Genomic DNA, 21,070 nt, shown 5'->3' with positions numbered 1-21,070 from the left:
GGTTCACAGCGTCCTCGCTGTGTTTTTCTTCAAAGGAACCTCGACCATCCGAACCGGATGGACGGGGTATCAACATATCTGGCGTTGACTTTTGGCACGCTGTTGAGTTCTCAAGGAACGGACGCTTCCTTCGTACTCACCCTCGCGGGCTTTCCTCCGGGCGCTTCCCTTCGGTCTTGCCTTTCCGACTCTATCAGACCTTTCCGATCCGATTTCCTCGGCGCTTTCCAGGTTCCCGCTTTCGCGTTTCCCTTTCCGGCGGTTCCGACTCTATCAGATCCTTTCGGGCCTGATTCCCGGTCAGAGCGGGCTGTCTTCCCGGCCGTTGGGCCGTTCCGACGAGTGAGACTTTAGCGGATTCCCGGCTCCCGACCTAATCGGGGTCCTGCTCCCTTTCGGGTGCGGATTCCTCATTTCGAAAATACGCACGCCAAGGACGTGACAACAGACAGACTGCCGTCTCGAACAGAGGTGGTACTTGCGGAATGGCTGTCCGGGGACCGACCGGAGTCGGCGCTCACGTCGGACAACTCGGAGAACCATACGGATCCGGCCGGGACGTGTCAACTCGCTGCCTCGTCCCACCCCCGGGGCGTACTCTGGTCCGTATGACCACGCGCACGTACAGCCAGTTCTGGTGGGCCGCCTGACGGCGGCCGCCCCCTACGTGCGCACTCAACGGCCGCCGCCTCGGCGGCCGTTTCTGTTTCTCCCTCCAGGACTCCGAGGGGCGGCCGGCCGGGGACGGCGGCCTCGGACCGGAGACGGAGAAGAGAAGAGATGACAAGGGTCTTCAGTGGGATCAAGCCGACCGGGCACCTGACGCTGGGGAACTACCTGGGGGCCATGCGGCAGTGGGCCGCGGTCGACCAGCACCAGGCGGACGCGTTGTTCTGCGTCGTCGATCTGCACGCGCTGACCGTGCACCACGATCCCGCGCGGGTGCGCAGGCTGAGCCGGCAGGCGGCGACGTTGCTGCTGGCGTCCGGGCTGGACCCGGCGCTGTGCACGGTGTTCGTGCAGAGCCATGTGGACGAGCACGCGCGGCTGTCGTATCTGCTGGAGTGCGTGGCCACGGACGGCGAGATGCGGCGGATGATCCAGTACAAGGAGAAGGCCGCGCGGGAACAGCGGCGGGGTGGGAGCGTGCGGCTGTCACTGCTGACGTATCCGGTGCTGATGGCGGCCGACATCCTGGCGTACGGGACGGACGAGGTGCCGGTCGGGCACGACCAGACGCAGCACGTGGAGCTGGCGCGGGATCTCGCGGTGCGGTTCAACCAGCGGTACGGGCACACGTTCGTGGTGCCGCGGGCGACGAATCCGTCGGTGGCGGCGCGGGTGATGAATCTGCAGGACCCCATGTCGAAGATGGGCAAGAGCGACGACACGGGGCCGGGGATCGTCTATCTGCTGGACGAGCCGGACGTGGCGCGGAAGAAGGTCATGCGGGCGGTGACCGACAGCGGGCGGGAGGTCGTGTACGACAGAGAGGCCCGGCCGGGGGTGGCGAATCTGCTGGAGATCCTCGCCGCGTGTTCGGGTGGGAACCCGGAGGCGCTGGCCGGTGTATATGAGTCGTACGGGGATTTGAAAAGGGACGCCGCGGAGGCGGTGGTCGAGGTCTTGAGGCCGGTGCGGGAGAGGCACAAGGAGTTGTGCGCGGATCCCGGCTATGTGGAGGGGGTGCTGCGGGATGGTGCGGAACGGGCGCGGGGCATGGCTCGGCCGACCGTTGATGCCGCTTATCGGGCGATCGGCTTGTTGCCGGCGGGCTCGGATACCGGGGCGCCCGTGCTGAACGCGGCTCGGTAGGCGCGGGGGCTGGTGGCGAGGCGCGATGCGAAGTGCTGGCGCATTTTGACTGCTCTCCTCCCTGTAGGGAGGGGATTCCTGGCTCAGGCCGCCTTCCGGAGCGGCGCTCCGGGAGGTCTTGTGCCCTCGACACCAGCCGGGTCCAGACCTGCCCGGACGAGCATCACGCGGGCGGAGTTCTTGTCCCTGGGAGAGACGGCTCCGCACGCGGTACAGGTGTAGGTGCGTTCCGACAGCGGCAGGGCGTGCTTGGCTCTCGCTCCGCGCGGAGCCGGGAGAAAGCCTCGGGTACGAGGTGGTGGTCGCGTTCGACGCGACGTACACCTCCGACCTGGAGGGGCCCTTCGGCTGGCGGCAGAGCGGGGACGAGCTGGCGCGGGCGTCGGCGGTGTCGCTGCACGGGGGTGGGTTCGCGACGGTGGTGACGGCGGAGGACGTCCTGACCGCGGCGAAGTGAGCCCCCGTGCGGGGGCTCAGGCCGGTCGTCAGTCCTTGGTGCCGCTCGCGAGTTCGCGGCTGCGGTCGCGGGCGGCTTCGAGGGCGGCGATGAGGGCGGCTCGTACGCCGTGGTTCTCGAGTTCGCGGATGGCGTTGATGGTGGTGCCGGCGGGAGAGGTCACGTTCTCGCGGAGCTTCACCGGGTGTTCGCCGCTGTCGCGGAGCATCGTCGCGGCGCCGATCGCGGACTGGACGATCAGGTCGTGGGCCTTGTCGCGGGGCAGGCCGAGCAGGATGCCGGCGTCGGTCATGGCTTCGACCAGGTAGAAGAAGTACGCCGGGCCGGAGCCGGAGAGGGCGGTGCAGGCGTCCTGCTGGGACTCGGGGACGCGGAGGGTCTTGCCGACGGCGCCGAAGATCTCCTCGGCGTGGGCGAGGTGGCCTGCGGTGGCGTGGCTTCCGGCGGAGATGACCGACATGGCCTCGTCGACGAGGGCGGGGGTGTTGGTCATGACGCGGACGACCGGGGTGCCGGTGGCGAGGCGGTCCTCGAAGAAGGCGGTGGGGATGCCGGCGGCGCCGCTGATGATCAGGCGGTCGGCGGGGACGTGGGGGGCGAGTTCGTCGAGGAGGGTGCCCATGTCCTGCGGTTTGACCGTGAGGATCAGGGTGTCGGCGGTCTTGGCGGCTTCCTGGTTGGAGACCGGGGTGACTCCGTAGCGGGTGCGGAGTTCGTCGGCTCGTTCCTGGCGGCGGGCGGTGACGAGGAGGTCGGTGGGGGCCCAGCCGGCGCGGATCATTCCGCTGAGCAGGGCTTCGCCGATCTTTCCTGTGCCGAGGACTGCGACTTTCTGGGTCATGGCTGGGGGTGCCCTCCGGGGGTGCGTCGTCCTGTGGGCATCCTCGCATTCCGGGTGCGGGTGGGGGTGGGGCGTCCAGTGGGCGGGATGTCGGTCCGGGGGCGAGGGCGGGTGGGGCGGGGGTGGGTGTCGCTTGCCCCGCTTATGGATGCCGTCCGCGCCCACCCGTGCCGCCCCAGCGGCACGGCTGCCCGCGGGTGGGGGCAGCAGGCTGCTACTGCGTCCTGCGCCTCAGGGTGGCCGCGCCCAGGGTCAGGACCAGCAGGGCGCAGCCCGCGACGATCGCCGTGTCGCGGATGAAGGCCGCGGTCATGTCGGTGTGCTTCAGGACCTCGTTCATGCCGTCGACCGCGTAGGACATGGGGAGGACGTCGGAGATGGCCTCCAGGGCCGGGTGCATGTTCTCGCGTGGGGTGAAGAGGCCGCAGAGGAGGAGCTGGGGGAAGATCACCGCCGGCATGAACTGGACCGCCTGGAACTCGGAGGCCGCGAAGGCCGAGACGAAGAGGCCGAGGGCCGTGCCGAGGAGTGCGTCGAGCAGGGCGATCAGCAGGAGCAGCCAGGGGCTGCCGGTGACGTCGAGGCCGAGGAACCAGACGGCGAGGCCCGTGGCGAGGGCGGACTGGACGATCGCGAGGGTACCGAAGGCGAGGGCGTAGCCGGCGATCAGGTCGCCCTTGCCCAGGGGCATGGCGAGGAGGCGTTCGAGGGTGCCGGAGGTGCGTTCGCGCAGGGTGGCGATCGAGGTGACCAGGAACATCGTGATCAGCGGGAAGATCCCGAGGAGTGACGCGCCGATGTTGTCGAAGGTGCGCGCGCTGCCGTCGAAGACGTAGCGGAGCAGGAACAGCATCACGCAGGGGATGAGGACCATCAGCGCGATGGTGCGCGGGTCGTGGCGGAGCTGGCGCAGGACCCGGGCGGCGGTGGCGGTGGTGCGGGAGGCGTTGAGGGCGCGTGCCGGGGCGGGGGTGGTCGTGCTCATCGGGTCGTCTCCTTGGTACGGCCTGCCGCGATCGCCTCGTCGACCAGGTGGAGGAAGGCCGCCTCGACGGTGTCGGAGCCGGTGCGGGTGCGCAGGGCGTCGGGGGTGTCGTCGGCGAGGATCCCGCCCGCGCGCATGAGCAGGAGGCGGTGGCAGCGTTCGGCCTCGTCCATGACGTGGGAGGAGATCAGGAGGGTGGCGCCGCGTTCGGTGGCGAGGGTGTGGAAGAGCTGCCACAGGTCGCGGCGGAGGACGGGGTCGAGGCCGACGGTGGGTTCGTCGAGGACCAGGAGTTCGGGGGCGCCGAGGAGGGCCACGGCGAGGGAGACGCGGCTGCGCTGGCCGCCGGAGAGGTTGCCGGCGAGGGCGTCGGCGTGGGTGGTGAGGTCGACGTCGGCGATCGCGCGGGTGACGTTCTCGTGGCGGCGGTCGGCGGCCGCCCGGCCGGGGTCGAGGATCGCGGCGAAGTAGTCGAGGTTCTGGCGGACGGTCAGGTCGTCGTAGACGGACGGGGCCTGGGTGACGTAGCCGATGCGGGTGCGCAGGGTGGGGTGGCCGGCGGGGCTGCCGAGGACGTCCAGGGTGCCGGTGACCTTGGCCTGGGTGCCGACGACGGCCCGCATCAGGGTCGACTTGCCGCAGCCGGAGGGGCCGAGGAGGCCGGTGATCTGACCACGCGGGACGGTGAAGTCGAGGCCGCGCAGGACGGTGCGGGGGCCTCTGACGACGGTGAGGTCCTGGGCGTGAACAGCTGGTTCCTCCGGTGGGCGGGAGGAGTAATTCATCATGTGGTGAATACTCCTCCCGGGTCCGGGGAGGCGTCAAGCCGTCGGGGTCGGGGGTGTGGTGGCGAGGAGGAGGACGACGTCGTAGGTCTCCTCGACGGTGCCGTCCGGGAAGGCGGCGGTGAGGTGTTCGCGCTCCTCGGCGAGGAAGGTGGCGGCGCGGTCGCCGTCGACGAGGAGGACCGAGTGGCTGGCGAGGTTGGCCAGGTGGGTGTCGATCGGGACGCGGCGGCTCCAGCGGATCTCCCTGCGGGTGAAGTGCAGGAGGCCGGCGGGGTCGGCGGCTCGGGCGTTGGTGTTGCGCCGCTCGGCGGCGAGGTTCACGCCGAAGTGGCGCGCGGTGCGTTCGGCTTCCTCGGCGATCCAGGGCACGTCGAGCGCGTCGGTGTTCCACCACAGGGCGAGTGCCCCGCCCGGCCGCAGGACCCGTACCGCCTCCGGGACGGCGCGGGCCGGGTCGGTCCAGTGCCAGGCCTGGGCGTAGGTGAGGAGGTCGGCGCAGTGGCCGGCGAGGGGGAGGGCGTTGCCACTGCCCCGGACGACCGGCACGTCGGGGAGGGTGCGGCGGAACTCGGCCGCCATGCCGTCACCGGGCTCGACGGCGATCACGTCGGCGCCGCGCGTGTGCAGAGAGGCGGTCGCCATGCCCGTACCGGCGCCGACGTCCACGACCCGGGAGCCGGCGAGGGGGCGGCCGGTCAGCTCCTCGACCGCGTCGAAGAGGGCGGGCGGGTAGGAGGGGCGGTTGGCGGCGTACTGGGCGGCGGCCGCGTTGAAGGAGTGGGCTCGGGTGAGGCGGTCGACCCTGGGTGTCGTCATACGGCCATGGTGGCCGGGTGCGGCGTGCAGGTGGTTTTCGGGGAGTACGGGTGGTCGCCGGGCCTTTCCCGACGGCGGTTGTCGGGGCGGGCCGGGGGCTGCCCGGTGAGTCACCGGGTTCGCCGTACGACCGGGTCGTCGGGCGGCCCCTAGCGGCGGCGCTTCTTCGACGGGTTGCCCGAGCGGCGGGTGGTGCGCTTCTCGTGGTCCGCTCGGGCCTTGTCGTACTCCGCGCGGTGGAGCTTCTCGCCCGGGGCCTCGGTGAAGGTGCGGAAGAAGTAGGCGAGGAGCGAGCCGACGAAGCCGATGGCCAGCAGGCCGCGCAGGGAGGTCTGGCGGTCGGGGTCGGGGCGGGTGGTGAAGGCGGACCAGGTGTGACGGAAGGCGAGCGAGCTGCAGATCGCGAACATCACGACCATGAGCAGCGAGACGAAGCTGCCGACGTCGGCGATCCGGAGCCCGTCGTAGGCGATGCGCAGGACGAAGCAGGCGGCTGCCGCGGCGGCGAGGGAACCCACCGCGACGCCGACGCGGCGGCCCGTGTAGCCGCCGGAGTGGTCGACCCACGTGGTGCCGAAGAAGCGGATGGGCTCGGGCTGGGGGCCGGTGGGGGTGGCCGGGGTGCCGTTCGGGTCGTTCTCTGCTGCGTTCACCAGTCGATTGTGACTCCTCTCCAGCGTGCGCGTGGGTCCCCCTCCCCTGCCGGGCCCCCGGCACGCCCGCGTGTCCTGCGGCTCCGGGCGAAGCCCCCAGGGCACGGTCGTACGGCGACAGCTCAGTGGATCTCTTCGACGGCGTGGCGGCGTACCCGGCGAACGTTCACCGGAGCAGGCGGCCACCTCGGCCATGGGGCTCTCGCCATCGGCGGATCCGGGGGGTTCACCGGAACGGGCAGCTGGCGGCGGCCCGGAAACGGGACAGCGAACTCACATGGCGTGCCCGAGTCCTTCGTCGATGCGGGTGCGCAACGTGCGCAGCGCCTGCCTGAGTTCGGCCGGCTCGATGTCCGTGATGCCGGCGTCGAACGTGAGGAGCAGTCCCGCCAGGCCGGCCCAGGACCACGCGCCGAGTGTGAGGCGGCAACTGGAGTCGGTGATGTGCTCGACCGTCGACCCGCCGGGGGCGAACCGGGCGACGACGGGTGCGGGCAGTGCGAGGAGCGCGGAGCCGCGGCAGGGCCATTCCGCCGGGGTGTCGCCGCGGTCGTGGGTGCTCATGACGAAGGCGGCCGGATCGCCGTGCGGGACGTCGCGGCGGTCGAAGGTCCTCCCCGTGGGCATGCGCGGTGCGAGGCGGTCGACGCGCATCGCGCGCCAGCGGTCCGTGTCCGGTTCGTACGCGACGAGGTACCACCGTGCCGCCCATACGACGAGGTGGTGCGGTTCGAGCGTGAGCGTCGTCGGTCCGTCCTCGCCGGTGTGGTCCACGCGAAGGACGTGCCGTCGGTGGATCGCTCCGCCGATGACGCCGATGGCCTCGGCGTCGATGGGTGCTGCGGGGAACTCCCAGTAGTTGCGCGCCGCGGAGACGGTGAACGCCTCGGCGTGGATACGGCTGCGGGCGGGCATCGCCTGCCGCAGCGTGGTGAGGGCGCGGGCCGAGTTCTCGCGGATGCCGGACAGGAGGGTGGGGACGGTCTGGAGCGCGACGGCCACCGCGACGGCCTGGTCCTCGTCGAAGACGACCGGCGGCAACCGGGTGGCGCGGCCGAGCCGGTAGCCTCCGCCCACCCCGCGCACGGCCTCGATCTCGTACCCGAGTTCCCTGAGCGTGTCGATGTCGCGTCGTACGGTCCGCACGGACGCCCCGAGTCGGGTGGCGAGCTGCTCGGCGGTCAGGGTCGCGCCGGTCCCGAAGACCGACAGCAGCTTCAGCGTCCGCGCGGAGGTGGCAGCCATCGCTCGTTTCCCTCCGCCATTGCGGTCACTCGGTGGCAACTATAGCTGTCAGCGTGTCCGCCATGACCGCTTCACACATCCGTCAAGAGGGGACGCGCCCACCCGCCGTCTCCTCACCGCTCGTCTCCGGCACGAGTGCGGGCGCCGCGCTCCTGGTGGTGCTCTTCGGTTCCTTCCTGGACCTCCTCGACGCGACGGTCGTCACCGTCGCGGCCCCGGCGATCGCCCGGGACCTGGGGGCCGGCGACGCACAGATCCAGTGGATGATCGCCGCCTACGTCCTGGCGCTGGGCGCGGGCCTGATCACCGGCGGACGGCTCGGTGACCAGTACGGCCGCAAGCGCCTGTTCATGACCGGGCTGGGCGGGTTCGTGCTCACCTCCGCACTCTGCGCGCTGGCCACCGGTCCGGGAGTGCTCATCGGCATGCGTGCCGTGCAGGGACTGACCGCGGGGATCATGGTCCCGCAGGTGTTCGGGATCATCCGGGCCTCGTTCGCCCCCGGCGAGCGCGCCAAGGCGTTCGGCGCCTACGGGGCCGTCCAGGGTCTCGCCTCGGTCGCGGGACCGCTGCTGGGCGGGCTGCTCATCGATGCCGACCTGTTCGGACTGGGATGGCGCACGATCTTCTGGATCAACGTGCCCGTCTCGGTCCTGGCGCTCGTCATCGGCGCGAAGGTCCTGCCGGAGTCCCGTTCGGCCTCGACCGCGCGGCTCGACCTCCGGGGCGCGCTGCTCGCGGCCTCGGGCATCCTGCTCCTGCTGTTGCCGGTCATCCAGACCGAGACCTGGGGATGGACCGCGGGCAGTCACGCCCTTCTCGCCGCCGGCGTCGTCGTGCTGGCGCTCTTCCTCGCCCACGAGCGCCGGCTGGCCGGACGCGGGGGCGAACCCGTCTTCGATCCGGCTCTGCTCCGCGTCCGCGCCTTCGCGGCCGGCCTGGGTGCGTCCGTGCTCTTCTTCGGCGGCCTCGGGGCGTTCTTCCTCACGCTGTCGGTCTACCTCCAGGCCGGCACCGGCCGCAGCGCGTGGGAGACCGGCCTGGTGATCCTGCCGTACGCGTTCGGCTCGATCATCACCTCGGGGCTCGGAGTCGCTCTCGCCACCAGGGCCGGGAGGGCCCTGCTGATCACCGGCTCACTCGCCGTCGCCGCGTCCCAGCTCGTCCTCCGGGTGGTGGTCGGGGAGAGCGACGATCCCGGGTACTGGCAGCTCGCCCTCGCCCTCTTCATCGGCGGCCTCGGGCTCGGTCTTGCCGCGCCCGTCCTCGTCAACGTCGTCCTCGCCGGCGTCCCCGCCCGCAACGCGGGCGCCGCGGGCGGGGTGCTCTCCACCGTCAACCAGGTCGGCGCCGCCGTCGGCATCGCCGCTCTCGGCACGGTCTTCTTCGGCGCCGTCACCGGATCGGCGACCGGTGCACCGGGACCGGCCGACTACGGTCGCGCGTTCGGCCTCGTCCTCGTCGTCTCCGCGGTGCTCTACGTCGTGGCGGCCCTGGTGATGCTCGCGCTCCCCAGGACCGCGGCCGAGGACGTCGACCGGTGAACCCGTGCCGGGCCCCCTCCGCCGGCGTCGGCCCGGAGGAGGGACGTCACTAGCAGCGGGAGGCGACGTACCCGTCGCTGCCGGTGCGGATGTACGCGTCGGAGACGTACTGGCCGCTGCCGATGTTGTCCCAGATGTTCGAGGTGCCGTACGGGCCCGACACCCACATGCCCGGTGTCTGGCAGTTGATCCGGACCTCGGCGCCCTCGGACAGGACCCGGACGATGGAGTAGTTGGTGCCGGGGCCGCTGCGGACGTTCAGCCGGTAGCCCGGAGCGACCGGGTAGGAGGCCGCGGCCGGGGCCGCCATCGCCTCCACCGCCGCCGTCGCCGTCGCCTTCTCGTCCCCGCCCGCGATGTCCTGCGCCTGGTCGACAGACATGAGAAAACCTCCCCCGTTGCACCCCACGACAGTCGTGGGGCCACGTTGATACCCCTGGAACAAGCCATGAAACACCAGTTCGCAACTCGCACACGGAGTCGGGCAGGCCGCCTCGGTCCCACACGCACCATCGACTAGGCTCCGAGCGTCGCGCGCGCGAACGAACAGCACGGGGGTGGTTCCATGGCGCCGCAGCGGAACGCCGGAGCGGGCGCGGAAGCGGAACTTCCGGAGTACGCCGGTCACTACCGTCTGGAGTCCTGCCTGGGCTCGGGCGGCATGGGCGTCGTACATCTGGCCCGGAGCACCTCCGGGATGCGGGTCGCGGTGAAGGTCGTACACGCCCGGTACGCCATGGACCCCGAGTTCAGAGGGCGGTTCCGGCAGGAGGTGGCCGCGGCGCGGCGAGTGAGCGGGGCTTTCACCGCGCCGGTCGTCGACGCCGATCCGGAGGGCGGGCGGCCCTGGATGGCCACCCTGTACATCCCCGGTCCGACGCTCTCCGAGGAAGTGAAGCGGAACGGGCCCATGGACCCGGACCAGTCGCGCCGGCTGATGGCCGGGCTCGCGGAGGCGCTGCGCGACATCCACCGGGTCGGAGTCGTGCACCGGGACCTGAAACCGAGCAACGTGCTGCTCGCCGAGGACGGGCCGAAGGTCATCGACTTCGGCATCTCCCGGCCAAAGGACAGCGAACTGCGCACCGAGACCGGGAAGTTGATCGGTACGCCGCCGTTCATGGCGCCCGAGCAGTTCCGGCGGCCCCGGGAAGTGGGACCCGCGGCCGACGTGTTCGCGCTCGGGTCGCTCATGGTGCACGCGACGACGGGGCGCGGTCCGTTCGACTCCGACAGCCCGTACGTCGTCGCCTACCAGGTCGTGCACGACGAGCCCGACCTGACCGGTGTACCGGAGTCGCTCGCGCCGCTGGTGCTGCGGTGTCTCGCCAAGGAGCCCGACGACCGGCCCACGCCGGACGAGCTGATGCGGCAGCTGCGGTCGGTGGCGGCGGCGTACGACACGCAGGTGTTCGTACCGGCGCCGCGGACGCCCGAAGCGCGGGAGGCACCGGAGGAGGCCGCGCCGGAGCCTCCGGACACACCTGAGGCGCGGCCCGCGCGGCGGCTCGGCAGGCGGACGGTTCTGGTGGCGGGGGTGCTCTGCCTCGCGGTGCTCGGCGGGCTCGCCTCGGTGCAGGTGTTCGGCGGCGCGGAACCGGCGCGGAAGACCACCGCCGCGCAGAGCGCGTCGGGCGGCTTCGGGGTGTGGGAGGCGACGCCCGACTCGGAGCGCGGCGGCATGCCCCAGTGCTCGTACGGGGCGGAGAAGCTGCTGTGTGCGCTGCCCGGCCGGGTCTTCGCCCTCGACCCGGCCGACGGCCGCACCCTGTGGCGGCACGACGTCGCGGGGACGGCCCGGAGCGAACCGCCGGTCGTGTCGGGCGGCCTCGTCCAGCCTTCCCTCGACCGGATCGGTGACCTGGAGGCGCTCGACCCCGCCACGGGCGAGCCGGCGTGGCGGGAGGACCCGCCCGAGTACGACGGAGTGCGGGCGGTCGGCGACACGCTCCTGCTCACCCGCTCCGACGGGACGGTCACGGGCGTGGACGGCGCCTCGGGCGAGACCAGGTGGTCCCGCCGGGTTCCGGGGCAGGCCGTGCCGTACTTCTCCTCGTTCGCCGGGGAGTCGGGCGAGCCGTCGGCGTACGCGGTGAGTCCGTCCGGGGACGGGAGCGGGACCCGGGTCACCGCGGTGGATCCGGCGACGGGTGACGTGCGGTGGGACGCGGAGCTGGAAGGGGACCTGACGCCCGTGGGGGCGGCGGACGGGGCCGTGTACCTCGTCGCCGGCGGCGCCGTGTACGGGGACGCGAAGGCCGTGCTCCGCTACACGCCCGGCACCGGGGACGTCCGCCGGGTGACGCTGCCCGTGCCGGTCGCGCAGGCGGAGGCCGGCGTGCACGGGGACACCGTGTACCTCATGGGCGCGGGCGGTTCGCTGGTGGCCGTCGACATGGCGGCGGGGAAGCAGCGGTGGCGGCTGGAGACGGGCGTGAGCCGGGGCTCGGTGCCCGTCTCCGACGGGCGGCACGTGTACGTCACCGCTCCCGACGGGCGGCTGCTGGGCGTCGACGCCCGCGAGGGGGAGCTCCTCGGGCAGACCCGGCCACGGCTCGGCGCGGAGTCCGACCGTGTCCCCGCCGCACTGCCCGAGCCCGTACTCGCGGGCGGCCACGTCTACGCCGGCGCGCCCGACGGGACGGTGTTCGGGGTGGCGGGGCGGGATCCGGAGGGCTGGTAGGGGCGGGCGTACGAGCGGAGTCCGGTGGGGGCGTACGGGTCGTCGCCCCGCCGCCGGACGGTCGTACAGCACGTACCGAAGCCCGCCGGGCAGGCACGGGCACACGGCGGACCCGCCGGTTCATCACGCGGGGCGTACGGGATCCGGCGGGCTCGGTGTACGGGGGCCGACGGACGGCCGTACGGGGCGTCGCCCCAGGGCCGACAAAAGGCACCGGACGCCCGTACAGCACGTACCGAAGCCCACCGGGTGCGCATGCGTGAGCCCGCCGGGGCGTGCGAGGGCCGGCGGGCTCGTCGTGCGGGTGGGGTGGGTCAGCCGAGCTTGGTGATGTCGCGCACCGCGCCCTTGTCCGCGCTGGTGGCCATCGCCGCGTACGCCTTCAGGGCCGCGGAGACCTTGCGCTCGCGGTTCTTCGGGGCGTACACGCCGTTCATGGCCTGCTCGCGGCGGGTCAGCTCGGCGTCGTCCACGAGCAGCTCGATGGAGCGGTTCGGGATGTCGATGCGGATGCGGTCGCCGTCCTCGACCAGGGCGATGGTGCCGCCGGCCGCCGCCTCCGGTGAGGCGTGGCCGATGGACAGGCCCGAGGTACCGCCGGAGAAGCGGCCGTCGGTGACCAGGGCGCAGAGCTTTCCGAGGCCGCGGCCCTTCAGGTACGAGGTCGGGTAGAGCATCTCCTGCATGCCGGGGCCGCCCTTGGGGCCCTCGTAGCGGATGACGACGACGTCGCCCTCCTTGACCTGCTGGGTGAGGATCTTCTGGACGGCCTCCTCCTGCGACTCGCAGACGACGGCCGGGCCCTCGAAGGTCCAGATGGACTCGTCGACGCCGGCGGTCTTCACTACGCAGCCGTCCACGGCGAGGTTGCCGCGCAGGACCGCCAGGCCGCCGTCCTTGGAGTAGGCGTGCTCCACGGAGCGGATGCAGCCGCCCTCGGCGTCCTCGTCCAGGGAGTCCCAGCGCTCGGACTGGGAGAACGCCTCGGCGGAGCGGACGCAGCCGGGGGCCGCGTGCCACAGCTCCACGGCCTCCTGGGAGGGCGAGCCGCCGCGGATGTCCCAGGTCTTCAGCCAGTCGGCCAGGGACGGACTGTGGACGGAGTGCACGTCCTCGTTGAGCAGGCCACCGCGGTGCAGTTCGCCGAGGAGGGCGGGGATGCCGCCCGCGCGGTGCACGTCCTCCATGTAGTACGTGCGGTCCTTGGCGACGTTCGGCGCGACCTTGGCCAGGCAGGGGACGCGGCGCGAGAGGGCGTCCATCTCGGTGAGGCCGTAGGGGACCTCCGCCTCCTGGGCGGCGGCCAGCAGGTGCAGGATCGTGTTGGTGGAGCCGCCCATCGCGATGTCGAGCGCCATGGCGTTCTCGAAGGCCGCGGGGGTGGCGATGTTGCGGGGCAGGACCGAGTCGTCGTCCTGCTCGTAGTAGCGGCGGGTCAGGTCGAGGGCCGTACGGGCGGCGTTCTCGTAGAGCGCCTTGCGGGCGGTGTGGGTGGCCAGGACCGAGCCGTTGCCGGGCAGGGAGAGGCCGATGGCCTCGGTGAGGCAGTTCATCGAGTTGGCGGTGAACATGCCGGAACAGGAGCCGCAGGTGGGGCAGGCGTTCTCCTCGATGCGGAGGATGTCCGCGTCGGAGATCTTGTCGTTGACCGCCTCCGACATCGCGTCGACCAGGTCCAGGGTGCGGACCGTGCCGTCGACCAGGGTGGCGCGGCCGGACTCCATCGGGCCGCCGGAGACGAAGACCGTCGGGATGTTCAGGCGCAGGGCCGCGTTGAGCATGCCCGGGGTGATCTTGTCGCAGTTGGAGATGCAGATCAGGGCGTCGGCGCAGTGCGCTTCGACCATGTACTCCACGCTGTCCGCGATCAGGTCGCGGGAGGGCAGGGAGTACAGCATGCCGCCGTGGCCCATCGCGATGCCGTCGTCGACGGCGATCGTGTTGAACTCGCGCGGGATGCCGCCGGCCGCCACGACCGCCTCGCTGACGATCCGGCCGACCGGGGCCAGGTGGGTGTGGCCGGGGACGAACTCCGTGAAGCTGTTGGCGACCGCGATGATCGGCTTGCGACCGATGTCCGCACCCGGTACACCGGAGGCGCGCATAAGGGCGCGGGCGCCCGCCATGTTGCGGCCGTGGGTGACTGTGCGGGACCTCAGCTCGGGCATCGTCGCTCGCTCCTTCGGAGAGTTATGACTGTCGTCGAGCGTACGCCGGTCATCCAGAGGGCGGGACGAGGTGTCCGGATTTCGGGACGGGTGTCTCAGTCCGGAGGGACGTCAGCGCCCGGTGAGGTGCCCCTGCACCACCGGCGCCACCCGCCTGATGATCTGCTCGGCGTCCGCCGAGGCCAGCGGCTCCATCTTGATCACGTACCGGATCATCGCGACCCCGACCAGCTGCGCGGCGGCGAGCTCGGCGCGCAGCTCCGCGTCGGGGACGTCGAGCTGTCCGGCGATCCGGCGCAACAGCTGGCCGGCGATCAGACGGCGGAAGACACCGGCCGCGATCTCGTTGTTCACGGCGGAGCGGACGATCGCGAGCAGCGGGGCCCGGCTGACCGGGTTCTCCCAGAGGCCGATGATCATGCGGGTCATCCGCTCGCCGGCCTCCTCGACGGGACCGTCGAGGATCGTGTCCCGCACGGTGAACGCCGGCGCGAAGGCGACCTCCACGGCGGCCTCGAACACCTGCTCCTTGGTGCCGAAGTAGTGGTGCACCAGCGCGGAGTCGACCCCGGCCGACTTGGCGATGCCCCGGACGGACGTCTTCTCGTATCCCCGCGCGGAGAACTCCTCGCGGGCCGCGTCGAGGATGCGGTCCCGGGTGCCGGCCGATTCCGTACGAGGAGGGCGGCCGCGGCGCCGGGTGGTGCCGTCGCCCCGCGCGGGAGTACCCGGGCCGTCGCCCGAGGCGATGCCGGTCACCGGCGGGGCACCTCGATCGCGGAGGCGGCGGAGGACAGGTGCCGGCGGGTGAACGCCAGTGCCTCGGCCAGGTCGGCTTCGCGCTCCGCGCTCGACATGGCCCGGCGGGTGTTGACCTCGATGACGACATGGCCGTCGAAGCCGCGCGACGCGAGGCCCTCCAGCACCTCGGCGCAGGGCTGGTCGCCGCGGCCGGGCACCAGGTGCTCGTCCTTGGCGGAGCCCCGGCCGTCGGCGAGGTGGACGTGGCCGAGGCGGTCGCCCATGCGGTCGATCATCTGCAGGGCGTCGGTGCGGGCGGTCGAGGCGTGGCTGAGGTCGATCGTGAAGTGGCGGTAGTCCTCTTTGGTGACGTCCCAGTCGGGGGCGTACGCGAGCATCTCGCGGTCGCGGTAGCGCCAGGGGTACATGTTCTCCACGGCGAACCGCACGTCCGTCTCGCCGGCCATCCGCCAGACGCCCTCCACGAAGTCGCGGGCGTACTGCCGCTGCCAGCGGAAGGGGGGATGGACGACGACCGTGCCGGCGCCGAGCTTCTCGGCGGCGGCCTGGGCGCGCTGGAGCTTGGTCCAGGGGTCGGTGGACCACACGCGCTGCGTGATGAGCAGGCAGGGCGCGTGGACGGCCAGGACGGGGATGCGGTGGTAGTCGCTGAGTCTGCGCAGGGCCTCGATGTCCTGGCTGACCGGGTCGGTCCACACCATGACCTCGACGCCGTCGTACCCGAGGCGCGCGGCGATCTCGAAGGCCGTCGCCGTCGACTCCGGGTAGACGGAGGCCGTCGACAGGGCGACCTTCGCATCCGGGATGCGGACTACGTCCCTTGGTTCTGCCACGAGCCTCAGGTTACGGGGTGGGGCCGGGTGGGTGCGGGGTGCCCGTTCGCCGTTGTGGTGTTTGTCATGGACCCAGGGCCGCTATCCCTGGCCCAGGTGATCCAGCCTGCGGAGTATCACGCCCTCCCGCAGGGCCCAGGGGCAGATCTCCAGGCGTTCCACGCCGAACAGGTCCATGGCGCCCTCCGCGACCAGGGCCCCGGCGACCAGCTGGCCCGCGCGGGCCTCGGAGACGCCGGGCAGCTCGGCGCGCTCGGCGGCGGTCATGGCGGCGAGCCTGGGCACCCAGCCCTCCAGGGACTCCCGCTTCAGCTCACGCTGGACGTACAGGCCCTCGGCGGTGCCGGGTGCGCCGGCGATGCGGGCGAGCTGCTTGAAGGTCTTGGAGGTGGCCACCACGTGGTCGGGTGCGCCGAAGCGGCTGAACTCCCCGATCGTGCGGGCTATCTCGGTGCGGACGTGGCGGCGCAGCGCGCGTACGTCGTCCGGCTCGGGCGGGTCGCCGGGCAGCCGCGCGGCGGTGAGGCGGCCGGCGCCGAGCGGCAGGGACGCCGTGGCGTCGGGCTCCTCGTCCATGCCGTAGGCGATCTCCAGGGAGCCGCCGCCGATGTCGATGACGAGCAGTTTCCCCGCCGACCAGCCGAACCAGCGGCGGGCGGCGAGGAAGGTGAGCCGGGCCTCCTCGTCGCCGCTGAGCACCTGCAGTTCGACCCCGGTCTCCTCGCGCACGCGCGTGAGGACGTCGTCGGCGTTGCCTGCGTCGCGCACCGCGGAGGTCGCGAACGGCAGCAGCTCCTCGACGCCCTTGTCCTCGGCGGCCTGGAGCGCGTCGTGGACGACCGCGACCAGCCTGTCGACGCCGTCGGGGCCGATGGCCCCGTCGTCGTCGAGGAGTTGGGCGAGGCGCAGTTCCGCCTTGTGCGAGTGCGCGGGCAGCGGGCGCGCGCCGGGGTGCGCGTCCACCACCAGCAGATGCACCGTGTTCGAACCCACGTCGAGGACACCGAGTCTCATGTACGGAACGCTACTGCCCGCCGCGCGGTGTGATGCCTCTTCTCGTGGTGCCTCTTCTGCGGTGGCCGAGCCGGTCCCGGCGAGGAGCGTGGGCGACTTACCCTGGACGGGTGCCAAAGACGAAAAAGGCGAAGGACGAAAAGACGGACAAGAAGGCCAAGAAGGACAAGAAGGCCGGACTGGCCGAGGGTTCTTCGCGGGTGACAGCACCGCGGGCGCCGGGAACGGCGCCGGTGGACGACGAGAAGGGGCTCGACTTCGCCCGCGCGTGGGTGGAGTTTCCTGATCCGGCGGACGACGAGCAGGTCTTCCGCTGCGATCTGACATGGCTGACCTCTCGCTGGAACTGCATCTTCGGCAGCGGCTGCCAGGGCATCCAGGCGGGCCGCGCGGACGACGGCTGCTGCACCCTGGGTGCCCACTTCTCGGACGAGGACGACGAGAAGCGGGTCGCCGGGCATGTGGCGAGGCTCACTCCGGACATCTGGCAGCACCACGCGGAGGGCACGAAGAACGGCTGGGTCTCCGAGGACGAGGACGGCGACCGTCAGACCCGCCCGTTCCAGGGCTCGTGCATCTTCCAGAACCGGCCGGGCTTCGCGGGCGGCATGGGCTGCTCGCTGCACATCCTCGCCCTGAAGGAGGGCCGGGAGCCGCTGGAGACCAAGCCGGACGTGTGCTGGCAGCTTCCCGTCCGGCGGACCTACGACTGGATCGACCGGCCCGACGACACGCGCGTGCTGCAGGTGTCGATCGGCGAGTACGACCGCCGGGGCTGGGGTCCGGGCGGCCACGACCTGCACTGGTGGTGCACCTCGGCCACCTCGGCGCACGGCGCCGGGGACCCGGTGTACGTCTCCTACCGCGCGGAGCTGACCGAGCTGATGGGCAAGGCGGGCTACGACCGTCTGGTCGAGCTGTGCGAGGAACGGCTGGCCTCGCAGTTGCCCCTGCTGGCCCCGCATCCGGCGGATCCCGCCCGGCGCCCCTAGGACGCGCCTGGGGCGCCTTCAGGAGGACGTGGCCGGGCTCGGGGCGTCGCCCCCGGTGGGCGGCGGCGGGTCCTCCGGGCCGGTCGTCACCGGGGCGGAGGGCGTGGGTCCGGTGGGTGTAGGGCCGCCCGTCGTGGGGTCCGGGCCGGGTGAGGACGGCGGATCGCCCGGTGTGGGCTCCGAGGGCGCCGGTGTCGTGGGCGTCGGCTCCGGGCCGGGCGACGACGGAGGCGGGGCGCTCGGCGTGCCGGGGTGCGCGGTGCCCGGACCGCCGGGGTGGCCGGAGGGCGAGCCGTCGCCCGGGGCGGCGGGGACGGGGCCGTAGCCCTCGATGGTCACGACGGAACCGGCGGGCGAGATCGCCACGGCCGCGCTCCAGTGGCCGGACGGTTCGCGCAACTGGTCGACGTAGACCCTGACCGTCACCGACTCGCCGGGCGCGAGCGTTCCCGACGACCGGCTCGGATAGAGCCAGGACGCTCCCGTCGACACGGACCAGCGGACCGGTTCGGCGCCCGTCGCGGTCAGGGTGATCAGCGTGGTGTCGCCGCTGTGGTCGGCCGTGACGTCCAGCGTGCCGGCGCCCTCGTGCCCGGCTCCGGCGACGCTCACGACCTCCACGGACACGTCCGGCTCACCTTTCTCACCGAATCCGGTCTCGGGCCGGGTGCTCGCGTTGCCGGTGTTCTCGTAGCCGCCCGCTCCCTCGCCGTCGAGGTCGAGGGGGCCGCCGTCCTCCCGTGCGGAGGACGGGCGACCGTCCCGGTCCTCGCCCACGGGGGTGCTCCGGTAGGCGGCCCACAGGGCGAGCACCGGCGCGGCGACGACGGTGGCGACGACCGTCGTCGTGACGGCACGCGCGCGCAGCCGGTCCCGCCGGGCGACACGGTCCTTGGGGTCCATCGGGAAGCCGCGCCGGTCGAAGCGGGGCGCGGTGGCACGCGCGCGTGGGGAGTGCGCCATGGCGGCGTGCAGGGCCGCTCCGGGTGCCGGGAGGACGGGCAGCGCGTCCGGGGTGACGCTGGTGCCGGGCCAGCGGCCGGGAACGGCCCGCTCGGCGGTACGACGACAGCGCGGGCAGTCGTCGACGTGCCGGACGAGTTCCTGGCGCAGGGTCGCGCTGAGCACGAGCCGCCGGTCGCCGGTGAGATGCGCCACGCCCGGGCAGGCGCCGGTCTCGATGACGGCGAGCGCCGCGCGGGTGCGTTCCACCTCGCAGGCCGCGGCGGCGAGCAGCGCCCGCGCGGCGGCCGGCTGCATGCCGAGCACGGCGGCGACCTCGTGGGCGGCGAGGTGGTGGCGCACCGCGAGTTCGAGCGCCTCGCGCTGCTCGGGCGTGGTGCCGGCGGCCTCCGGCCAGGCGAGCTCGGCAAGTTCGCGGCGGCGCCGCTCCTGGACGTCCTCGGAGACGGCCGGGGCGGGGGCGTTCCCCGCCGCCCGCCGCCGGCCGGCGCGGCCCACGGCGTGGGTGGCCCGGCGTTGCCGCCCGGCCTCGGCCAGCTTGCGCAGGCACGCCCAGCGGGCCAGGGCGTACAGCCAGGCCCTGCGGCTCCCGAGCTCGTCGGGGACGTGCCGGCCGCGGCGTTCCGCGAGCACGAGGACGTCGGCCAGGGCGGCCGTCGCCGCGTCGTGGTCGCAGAGGACGGACAGGCAGTAGGTGAACAGGCCGTCCAGATGGGACTCGTAGCGGGTGACCGGCCGCTGGGCCAGCGTGTGCGAGGCCCCGCGGTCGCGCACTTCCCGGTGCGTCCGGTGGGTTCCGGTCGTGCGGGTCGAGGTCTCCGGGCCGCTGCTCGTCATCCGGCGACCGTAGGCGGCGCGGGGCGGTGCCTACGGGAGCGCTGCGCGCTTTTAATCCGTACGGGTGAAACGATCCCTCTATCGGGGACAGGAACCTTTCGCTGCCCGTTCGCCGGCCCTCCGGGGCTGCCGCCCCGGGCCCCGCTTCGGCCTGAACGGCCTCGTCCTCGATCGCCGGACGGGCCGGATGCACCCCCGGGGTGCGACGGTCCCGTTGTCAGTGCCTGCCGTTACCGTTCTCGCATGGCTGCCCGTACCAAGACCACCAAGGACCGACCGTCCTACCGCTGCACCGAGTGCGGCTGGCAGACGGCCAAGTGGCTCGGTCGCTGCCCCGAGTGCCAGGCCTGGGGGACGATCGAGGAGTACGGCGCGCCCGCGGTCCGTACGACGGCGCCCGGGCGGGTCACCACCTCCGCCCTGCCCATCGGCCAGGTCGACGGCCGTCAGGCCACCGCCCGCTCCACCGGCGTGCCCGAGCTGGACCGGGTGCTCGGCGGCGGCCTGGTACCCGGCGCGGTGGTGCTGGTCGCGGGTGAGCCGGGCGTGGGCAAGTCCACGCTGCTGCTGGACGTGGCGGCCAAGTCGGCGAGCGACGAGCACCGCACGCTGTACGTCACCGGGGAGGAGTCGGCGAGCCAGGTCCGGCTGCGTGCCGACCGCATCCACGCCATCGACGACCACCTGTACCTCGCCGCCGAGACGGACCTGTCCGCCGTGCTCGGCCACTTGGACGCGGTGAAGCCGTCCCTGCTGATCATGGACTCGGTGCAGACGGTGGCGTCCCCCGAGATCGACGGCGCCCCGGGCGGCATGGCCCAGGTCCGCGAGGTGGCCGGCGCGCTGATCCGGGCCTCCAAGGAGCGCGGGATGTCCACGCTCCTCGTGGGCCACGTCACCAAGGACGGCGCGATCGCGGGTCCGCGCCTGCTGGAGCACCTGGTGGACGTCGTCCTGCACTTCGAGGGCGACCGGCACGCGCGTCTGCGTCTGGTGCGCGGCGTCAAGAACCGCTACGGCACCACGGACGAGGTGGGCTGCTTCGAGCTGCACGACGAGGGCATCACGGGCCTCGCGGACCCCAGCGGACTTTTCCTGACCCGTCGTGACGAACCGGTCCCGGGCACCTGCCTGACCGTCACCCTGGAGGGCCGCCGCCCCCTGGTCGCCGAAGTGCAGGCGCTCACGGTCGACTCGCAGATCCCCTCGCCCCGGCGCACCACGTCCGGCCTGGAGACCTCACGCGTGTCGATGATGCTGGCGGTACTGGAACAGCGCGGCCGGATCAGCGCTTTGGGCAAACGGGACATTTACTCCGCGACGGTGGGCGGGGTGAAGCTCTCGGAACCGGCCGCGGATCTGGCCGTCGCGCTCGCGCTGGCGTCGGCGGCGAGCGACACCCCGCTGCCGAAGAACCTGGTCGCGATCGGCGAGGTCGGCCTCGCCGGTGAGGTGAGACGGGTCACGGGCGTCCAGCGCAGGCTCGCCGAGGCACACCGTCTGGGCTTCACGCACGCCCTGGTACCGGGCGATCCGGGCAAGGTCCCGTCGGGCATGAAGGTGCTGGAAGTGGCGGACATAGGGGACGCCCTGCGGGTCCTTCCGCGCTCCCGTCGCCGAGAGGCCCCACGGGAGACGGAGGACCGCCGGTAGACTTTGCCCAGGTCTCGCCCG

Annotated in this window: 17 protein-coding genes and 2 pseudogenes; 6 read left to right on the top strand and 13 right to left on the bottom strand. The window is 72.4% G+C overall.

The features are described from left to right. The first annotated feature begins 780 nt into the window (after positions 1 to 780). Positions 781 to 1,815, top strand: coding sequence for a tryptophan--tRNA ligase (trpS, locus tag AMK33_RS33605; RefSeq protein ID WP_073936785.1), 1,035 nt, complete (start codon positions 781 to 783; stop codon positions 1,813 to 1,815). A gap of 83 nt (positions 1,816 to 1,898) precedes the next feature. On the opposite strand, the pseudogene AMK33_RS44235 reads toward trpS, so the two are convergent. Further along, a pseudogene (locus AMK33_RS44235) lies at positions 1,899 to 2,078 on the bottom strand (RNA-guided endonuclease TnpB family protein); the annotation flags it as partial. A 2-nt stretch (positions 2,079 to 2,080) separates the two neighbouring features. Here AMK33_RS44235 and AMK33_RS33595 point away from each other — a divergent pair. Then, positions 2,081 to 2,272 (top strand): annotated as a pseudogene (locus tag AMK33_RS33595) (cysteine hydrolase family protein); the annotation flags it as partial. 28 nt (positions 2,273 to 2,300) lie between these two features. Here the strand turns inward: AMK33_RS33595 and proC are convergent. The 6 genes from proC to AMK33_RS33565 form a co-directional block, all read right to left on the bottom strand. Further along, positions 2,301 to 3,113 (bottom strand): pyrroline-5-carboxylate reductase, encoded by an 813-nt coding sequence (gene proC, locus AMK33_RS33590; protein WP_073936784.1) that lies wholly within the window; start codon positions 3,111 to 3,113, stop codon positions 2,301 to 2,303. 214 nt (positions 3,114 to 3,327) lie between these two features. Continuing rightward, positions 3,328 to 4,098, bottom strand: a complete 771-nt coding sequence (locus AMK33_RS33585) for an ABC transporter permease (protein ID WP_073936783.1) — start codon at positions 4,096 to 4,098, stop codon at positions 3,328 to 3,330. Beyond that, positions 4,095 to 4,886 (bottom strand): ABC transporter ATP-binding protein, encoded by a 792-nt coding sequence (locus AMK33_RS33580; protein ID WP_073936782.1) that lies wholly within the window; start codon positions 4,884 to 4,886, stop codon positions 4,095 to 4,097. The genes AMK33_RS33585 and AMK33_RS33580 overlap by 4 nt, the downstream gene beginning before the upstream one ends. A 33-nt stretch (positions 4,887 to 4,919) precedes the next feature. Beyond that, complete coding sequence (locus AMK33_RS33575) at positions 4,920 to 5,702, bottom strand: class I SAM-dependent methyltransferase (RefSeq protein ID WP_073936781.1); 783 nt, start codon at positions 5,700 to 5,702, stop codon at positions 4,920 to 4,922. A gap of 149 nt (positions 5,703 to 5,851) precedes the next feature. Continuing rightward, positions 5,852 to 6,355, bottom strand: coding sequence for a hypothetical protein (locus tag AMK33_RS33570; RefSeq protein ID WP_073936780.1), 504 nt, complete (start codon positions 6,353 to 6,355; stop codon positions 5,852 to 5,854). Positions 6,356 to 6,628: 273 nt separating this feature from the next. Further along, on the bottom strand, positions 6,629 to 7,600 hold the full coding sequence (locus AMK33_RS33565; protein ID WP_073936779.1) for a helix-turn-helix transcriptional regulator: 972 nt from the start codon (positions 7,598 to 7,600) through the stop codon (positions 6,629 to 6,631). Between the two features lie 62 nt (positions 7,601 to 7,662). On the opposite strand from AMK33_RS33565, the gene AMK33_RS33560 reads away from it, so the two are divergent. Next, a complete protein-coding gene (locus AMK33_RS33560; RefSeq protein WP_073936778.1) occupies positions 7,663 to 9,144 on the top strand; it encodes an MFS transporter in 1,482 nt (493 codons plus the stop codon). A 49-nt stretch (positions 9,145 to 9,193) separates the two neighbouring features. On the opposite strand, the gene AMK33_RS33555 is transcribed toward AMK33_RS33560, so the two are convergent. Continuing rightward, the gene (locus AMK33_RS33555; protein WP_073936777.1) at positions 9,194 to 9,526 is read right to left on the bottom strand and encodes an SH3 domain-containing protein; all 333 of its coding nucleotides are present in this window, start codon (positions 9,524 to 9,526) and stop codon (positions 9,194 to 9,196) included. A 183-nt stretch (positions 9,527 to 9,709) separates the two neighbouring features. On the opposite strand from AMK33_RS33555, the gene AMK33_RS33550 reads away from it, so the two are divergent. Continuing rightward, positions 9,710 to 11,827 carry a serine/threonine-protein kinase gene (locus tag AMK33_RS33550; protein ID WP_073936776.1) on the top strand — a complete coding sequence of 706 codons (2,118 nt, stop codon included), beginning with the start codon at positions 9,710 to 9,712 and terminating at the stop codon, positions 11,825 to 11,827. Between the two features lie 314 nt (positions 11,828 to 12,141). Here AMK33_RS33550 and ilvD read toward each other — a convergent pair whose 3' ends face one another. The 4 genes from ilvD to AMK33_RS33530 all read right to left on the bottom strand — a co-directional run bounded on the left by ilvD (position 12,142) and on the right by AMK33_RS33530 (position 16,604). After that, on the bottom strand, positions 12,142 to 13,995 hold the full coding sequence (gene ilvD / locus AMK33_RS33545; RefSeq protein WP_073936775.1) for a dihydroxy-acid dehydratase: 1,854 nt from the start codon (positions 13,993 to 13,995) through the stop codon (positions 12,142 to 12,144). 111 nt (positions 13,996 to 14,106) lie between these two features. Then, on the bottom strand, positions 14,107 to 14,754 hold the full coding sequence (locus tag AMK33_RS33540; protein WP_073936774.1) for a TetR/AcrR family transcriptional regulator: 648 nt from the start codon (positions 14,752 to 14,754) through the stop codon (positions 14,107 to 14,109). After that, positions 14,751 to 15,590, bottom strand: a complete 840-nt coding sequence (locus AMK33_RS33535; RefSeq protein WP_073936773.1) for a sugar phosphate isomerase/epimerase family protein — start codon at positions 15,588 to 15,590, stop codon at positions 14,751 to 14,753. Before AMK33_RS33535 ends, AMK33_RS33540 begins: the two co-directional genes overlap by 4 nt. Positions 15,591 to 15,671: 81 nt before the next feature. Further along, complete coding sequence (locus tag AMK33_RS33530) at positions 15,672 to 16,604, bottom strand: Ppx/GppA phosphatase family protein (protein ID WP_073936772.1); 933 nt, start codon at positions 16,602 to 16,604, stop codon at positions 15,672 to 15,674. Between the two features lie 110 nt (positions 16,605 to 16,714). On the opposite strand from AMK33_RS33530, the gene AMK33_RS33525 reads away from it, so the two are divergent. After that, the gene (locus AMK33_RS33525; RefSeq protein ID WP_073936771.1) at positions 16,715 to 17,596 is read left to right on the top strand and encodes a hypothetical protein; all 882 of its coding nucleotides are present in this window, start codon (positions 16,715 to 16,717) and stop codon (positions 17,594 to 17,596) included. Between the two features lie 18 nt (positions 17,597 to 17,614). Here the strand turns inward: AMK33_RS33525 and AMK33_RS33520 are convergent, their stop codons facing one another. Then, a complete protein-coding gene (locus AMK33_RS33520) occupies positions 17,615 to 19,396 on the bottom strand; it encodes a BACON domain-containing protein (RefSeq protein ID WP_073936770.1) in 1,782 nt (593 codons plus the stop codon). A gap of 243 nt (positions 19,397 to 19,639) precedes the next feature. Here AMK33_RS33520 and radA point away from each other — a divergent pair, with 243 nt between their 5' ends. Continuing rightward, positions 19,640 to 21,049: a DNA repair protein RadA gene (radA, locus tag AMK33_RS33515; RefSeq protein ID WP_073936769.1), complete on the top strand. Its 1,410-nt coding sequence runs from the start codon at positions 19,640 to 19,642 to the stop codon at positions 21,047 to 21,049. The last annotated feature ends 21 nt before the right edge of the window (positions 21,050 to 21,070 follow it).

It is taken from the genome of Streptomyces sp. CB02400, assembly GCF_001905725.1.
Lineage (GTDB): Bacteria > Actinomycetota > Actinomycetes > Streptomycetales > Streptomycetaceae > Streptomyces > Streptomyces atrovirens.
This window is presented reverse-complemented; position numbering and strand designations above follow the sequence as displayed.

Bases quoted from the DNA above. Each gene is read 5' to 3' on its own strand.
- AMK33_RS33520 (WP_073936770.1), bottom strand. From the start codon at position 19,396: ATGACGAGCAGCGGCCCGGAGACCTCGACCCGCACGACCGGAACCCAC.
- AMK33_RS33530 (WP_073936772.1), bottom strand. From the start codon at position 16,604: ATGAGACTCGGTGTCCTCGACGTGGGTTCGAACACGGTGCATCTGCTG.
- radA (WP_073936769.1), top strand. From the start codon at position 19,640: ATGGCTGCCCGTACCAAGACCACCAAGGACCGACCGTCCTACCGCTGC.
- AMK33_RS33565 (WP_073936779.1), bottom strand. From the start codon at position 7,600: ATGGCTGCCACCTCCGCGCGGACGCTGAAGCTGCTGTCGGTCTTCGGG.
- AMK33_RS33575 (WP_073936781.1), bottom strand. From the start codon at position 5,702: ATGACGACACCCAGGGTCGACCGCCTCACCCGAGCCCACTCCTTCAAC.
- trpS (WP_073936785.1), top strand. From the start codon at position 781: ATGACAAGGGTCTTCAGTGGGATCAAGCCGACCGGGCACCTGACGCTG.
- AMK33_RS33550 (WP_073936776.1), top strand. From the start codon at position 9,710: ATGGCGCCGCAGCGGAACGCCGGAGCGGGCGCGGAAGCGGAACTTCCG.
- AMK33_RS33560 (WP_073936778.1), top strand. From the start codon at position 7,663: ATGACCGCTTCACACATCCGTCAAGAGGGGACGCGCCCACCCGCCGTC.
- proC (WP_073936784.1), bottom strand. From the start codon at position 3,113: ATGACCCAGAAAGTCGCAGTCCTCGGCACAGGAAAGATCGGCGAAGCC.
- AMK33_RS33580 (WP_073936782.1), bottom strand. From the start codon at position 4,886: ATGATGAATTACTCCTCCCGCCCACCGGAGGAACCAGCTGTTCACGCC.
- AMK33_RS33555 (WP_073936777.1), bottom strand. From the start codon at position 9,526: ATGTCTGTCGACCAGGCGCAGGACATCGCGGGCGGGGACGAGAAGGCG.
- AMK33_RS33585 (WP_073936783.1), bottom strand. From the start codon at position 4,098: ATGAGCACGACCACCCCCGCCCCGGCACGCGCCCTCAACGCCTCCCGC.
- ilvD (WP_073936775.1), bottom strand. From the start codon at position 13,995: ATGCCCGAGCTGAGGTCCCGCACAGTCACCCACGGCCGCAACATGGCG.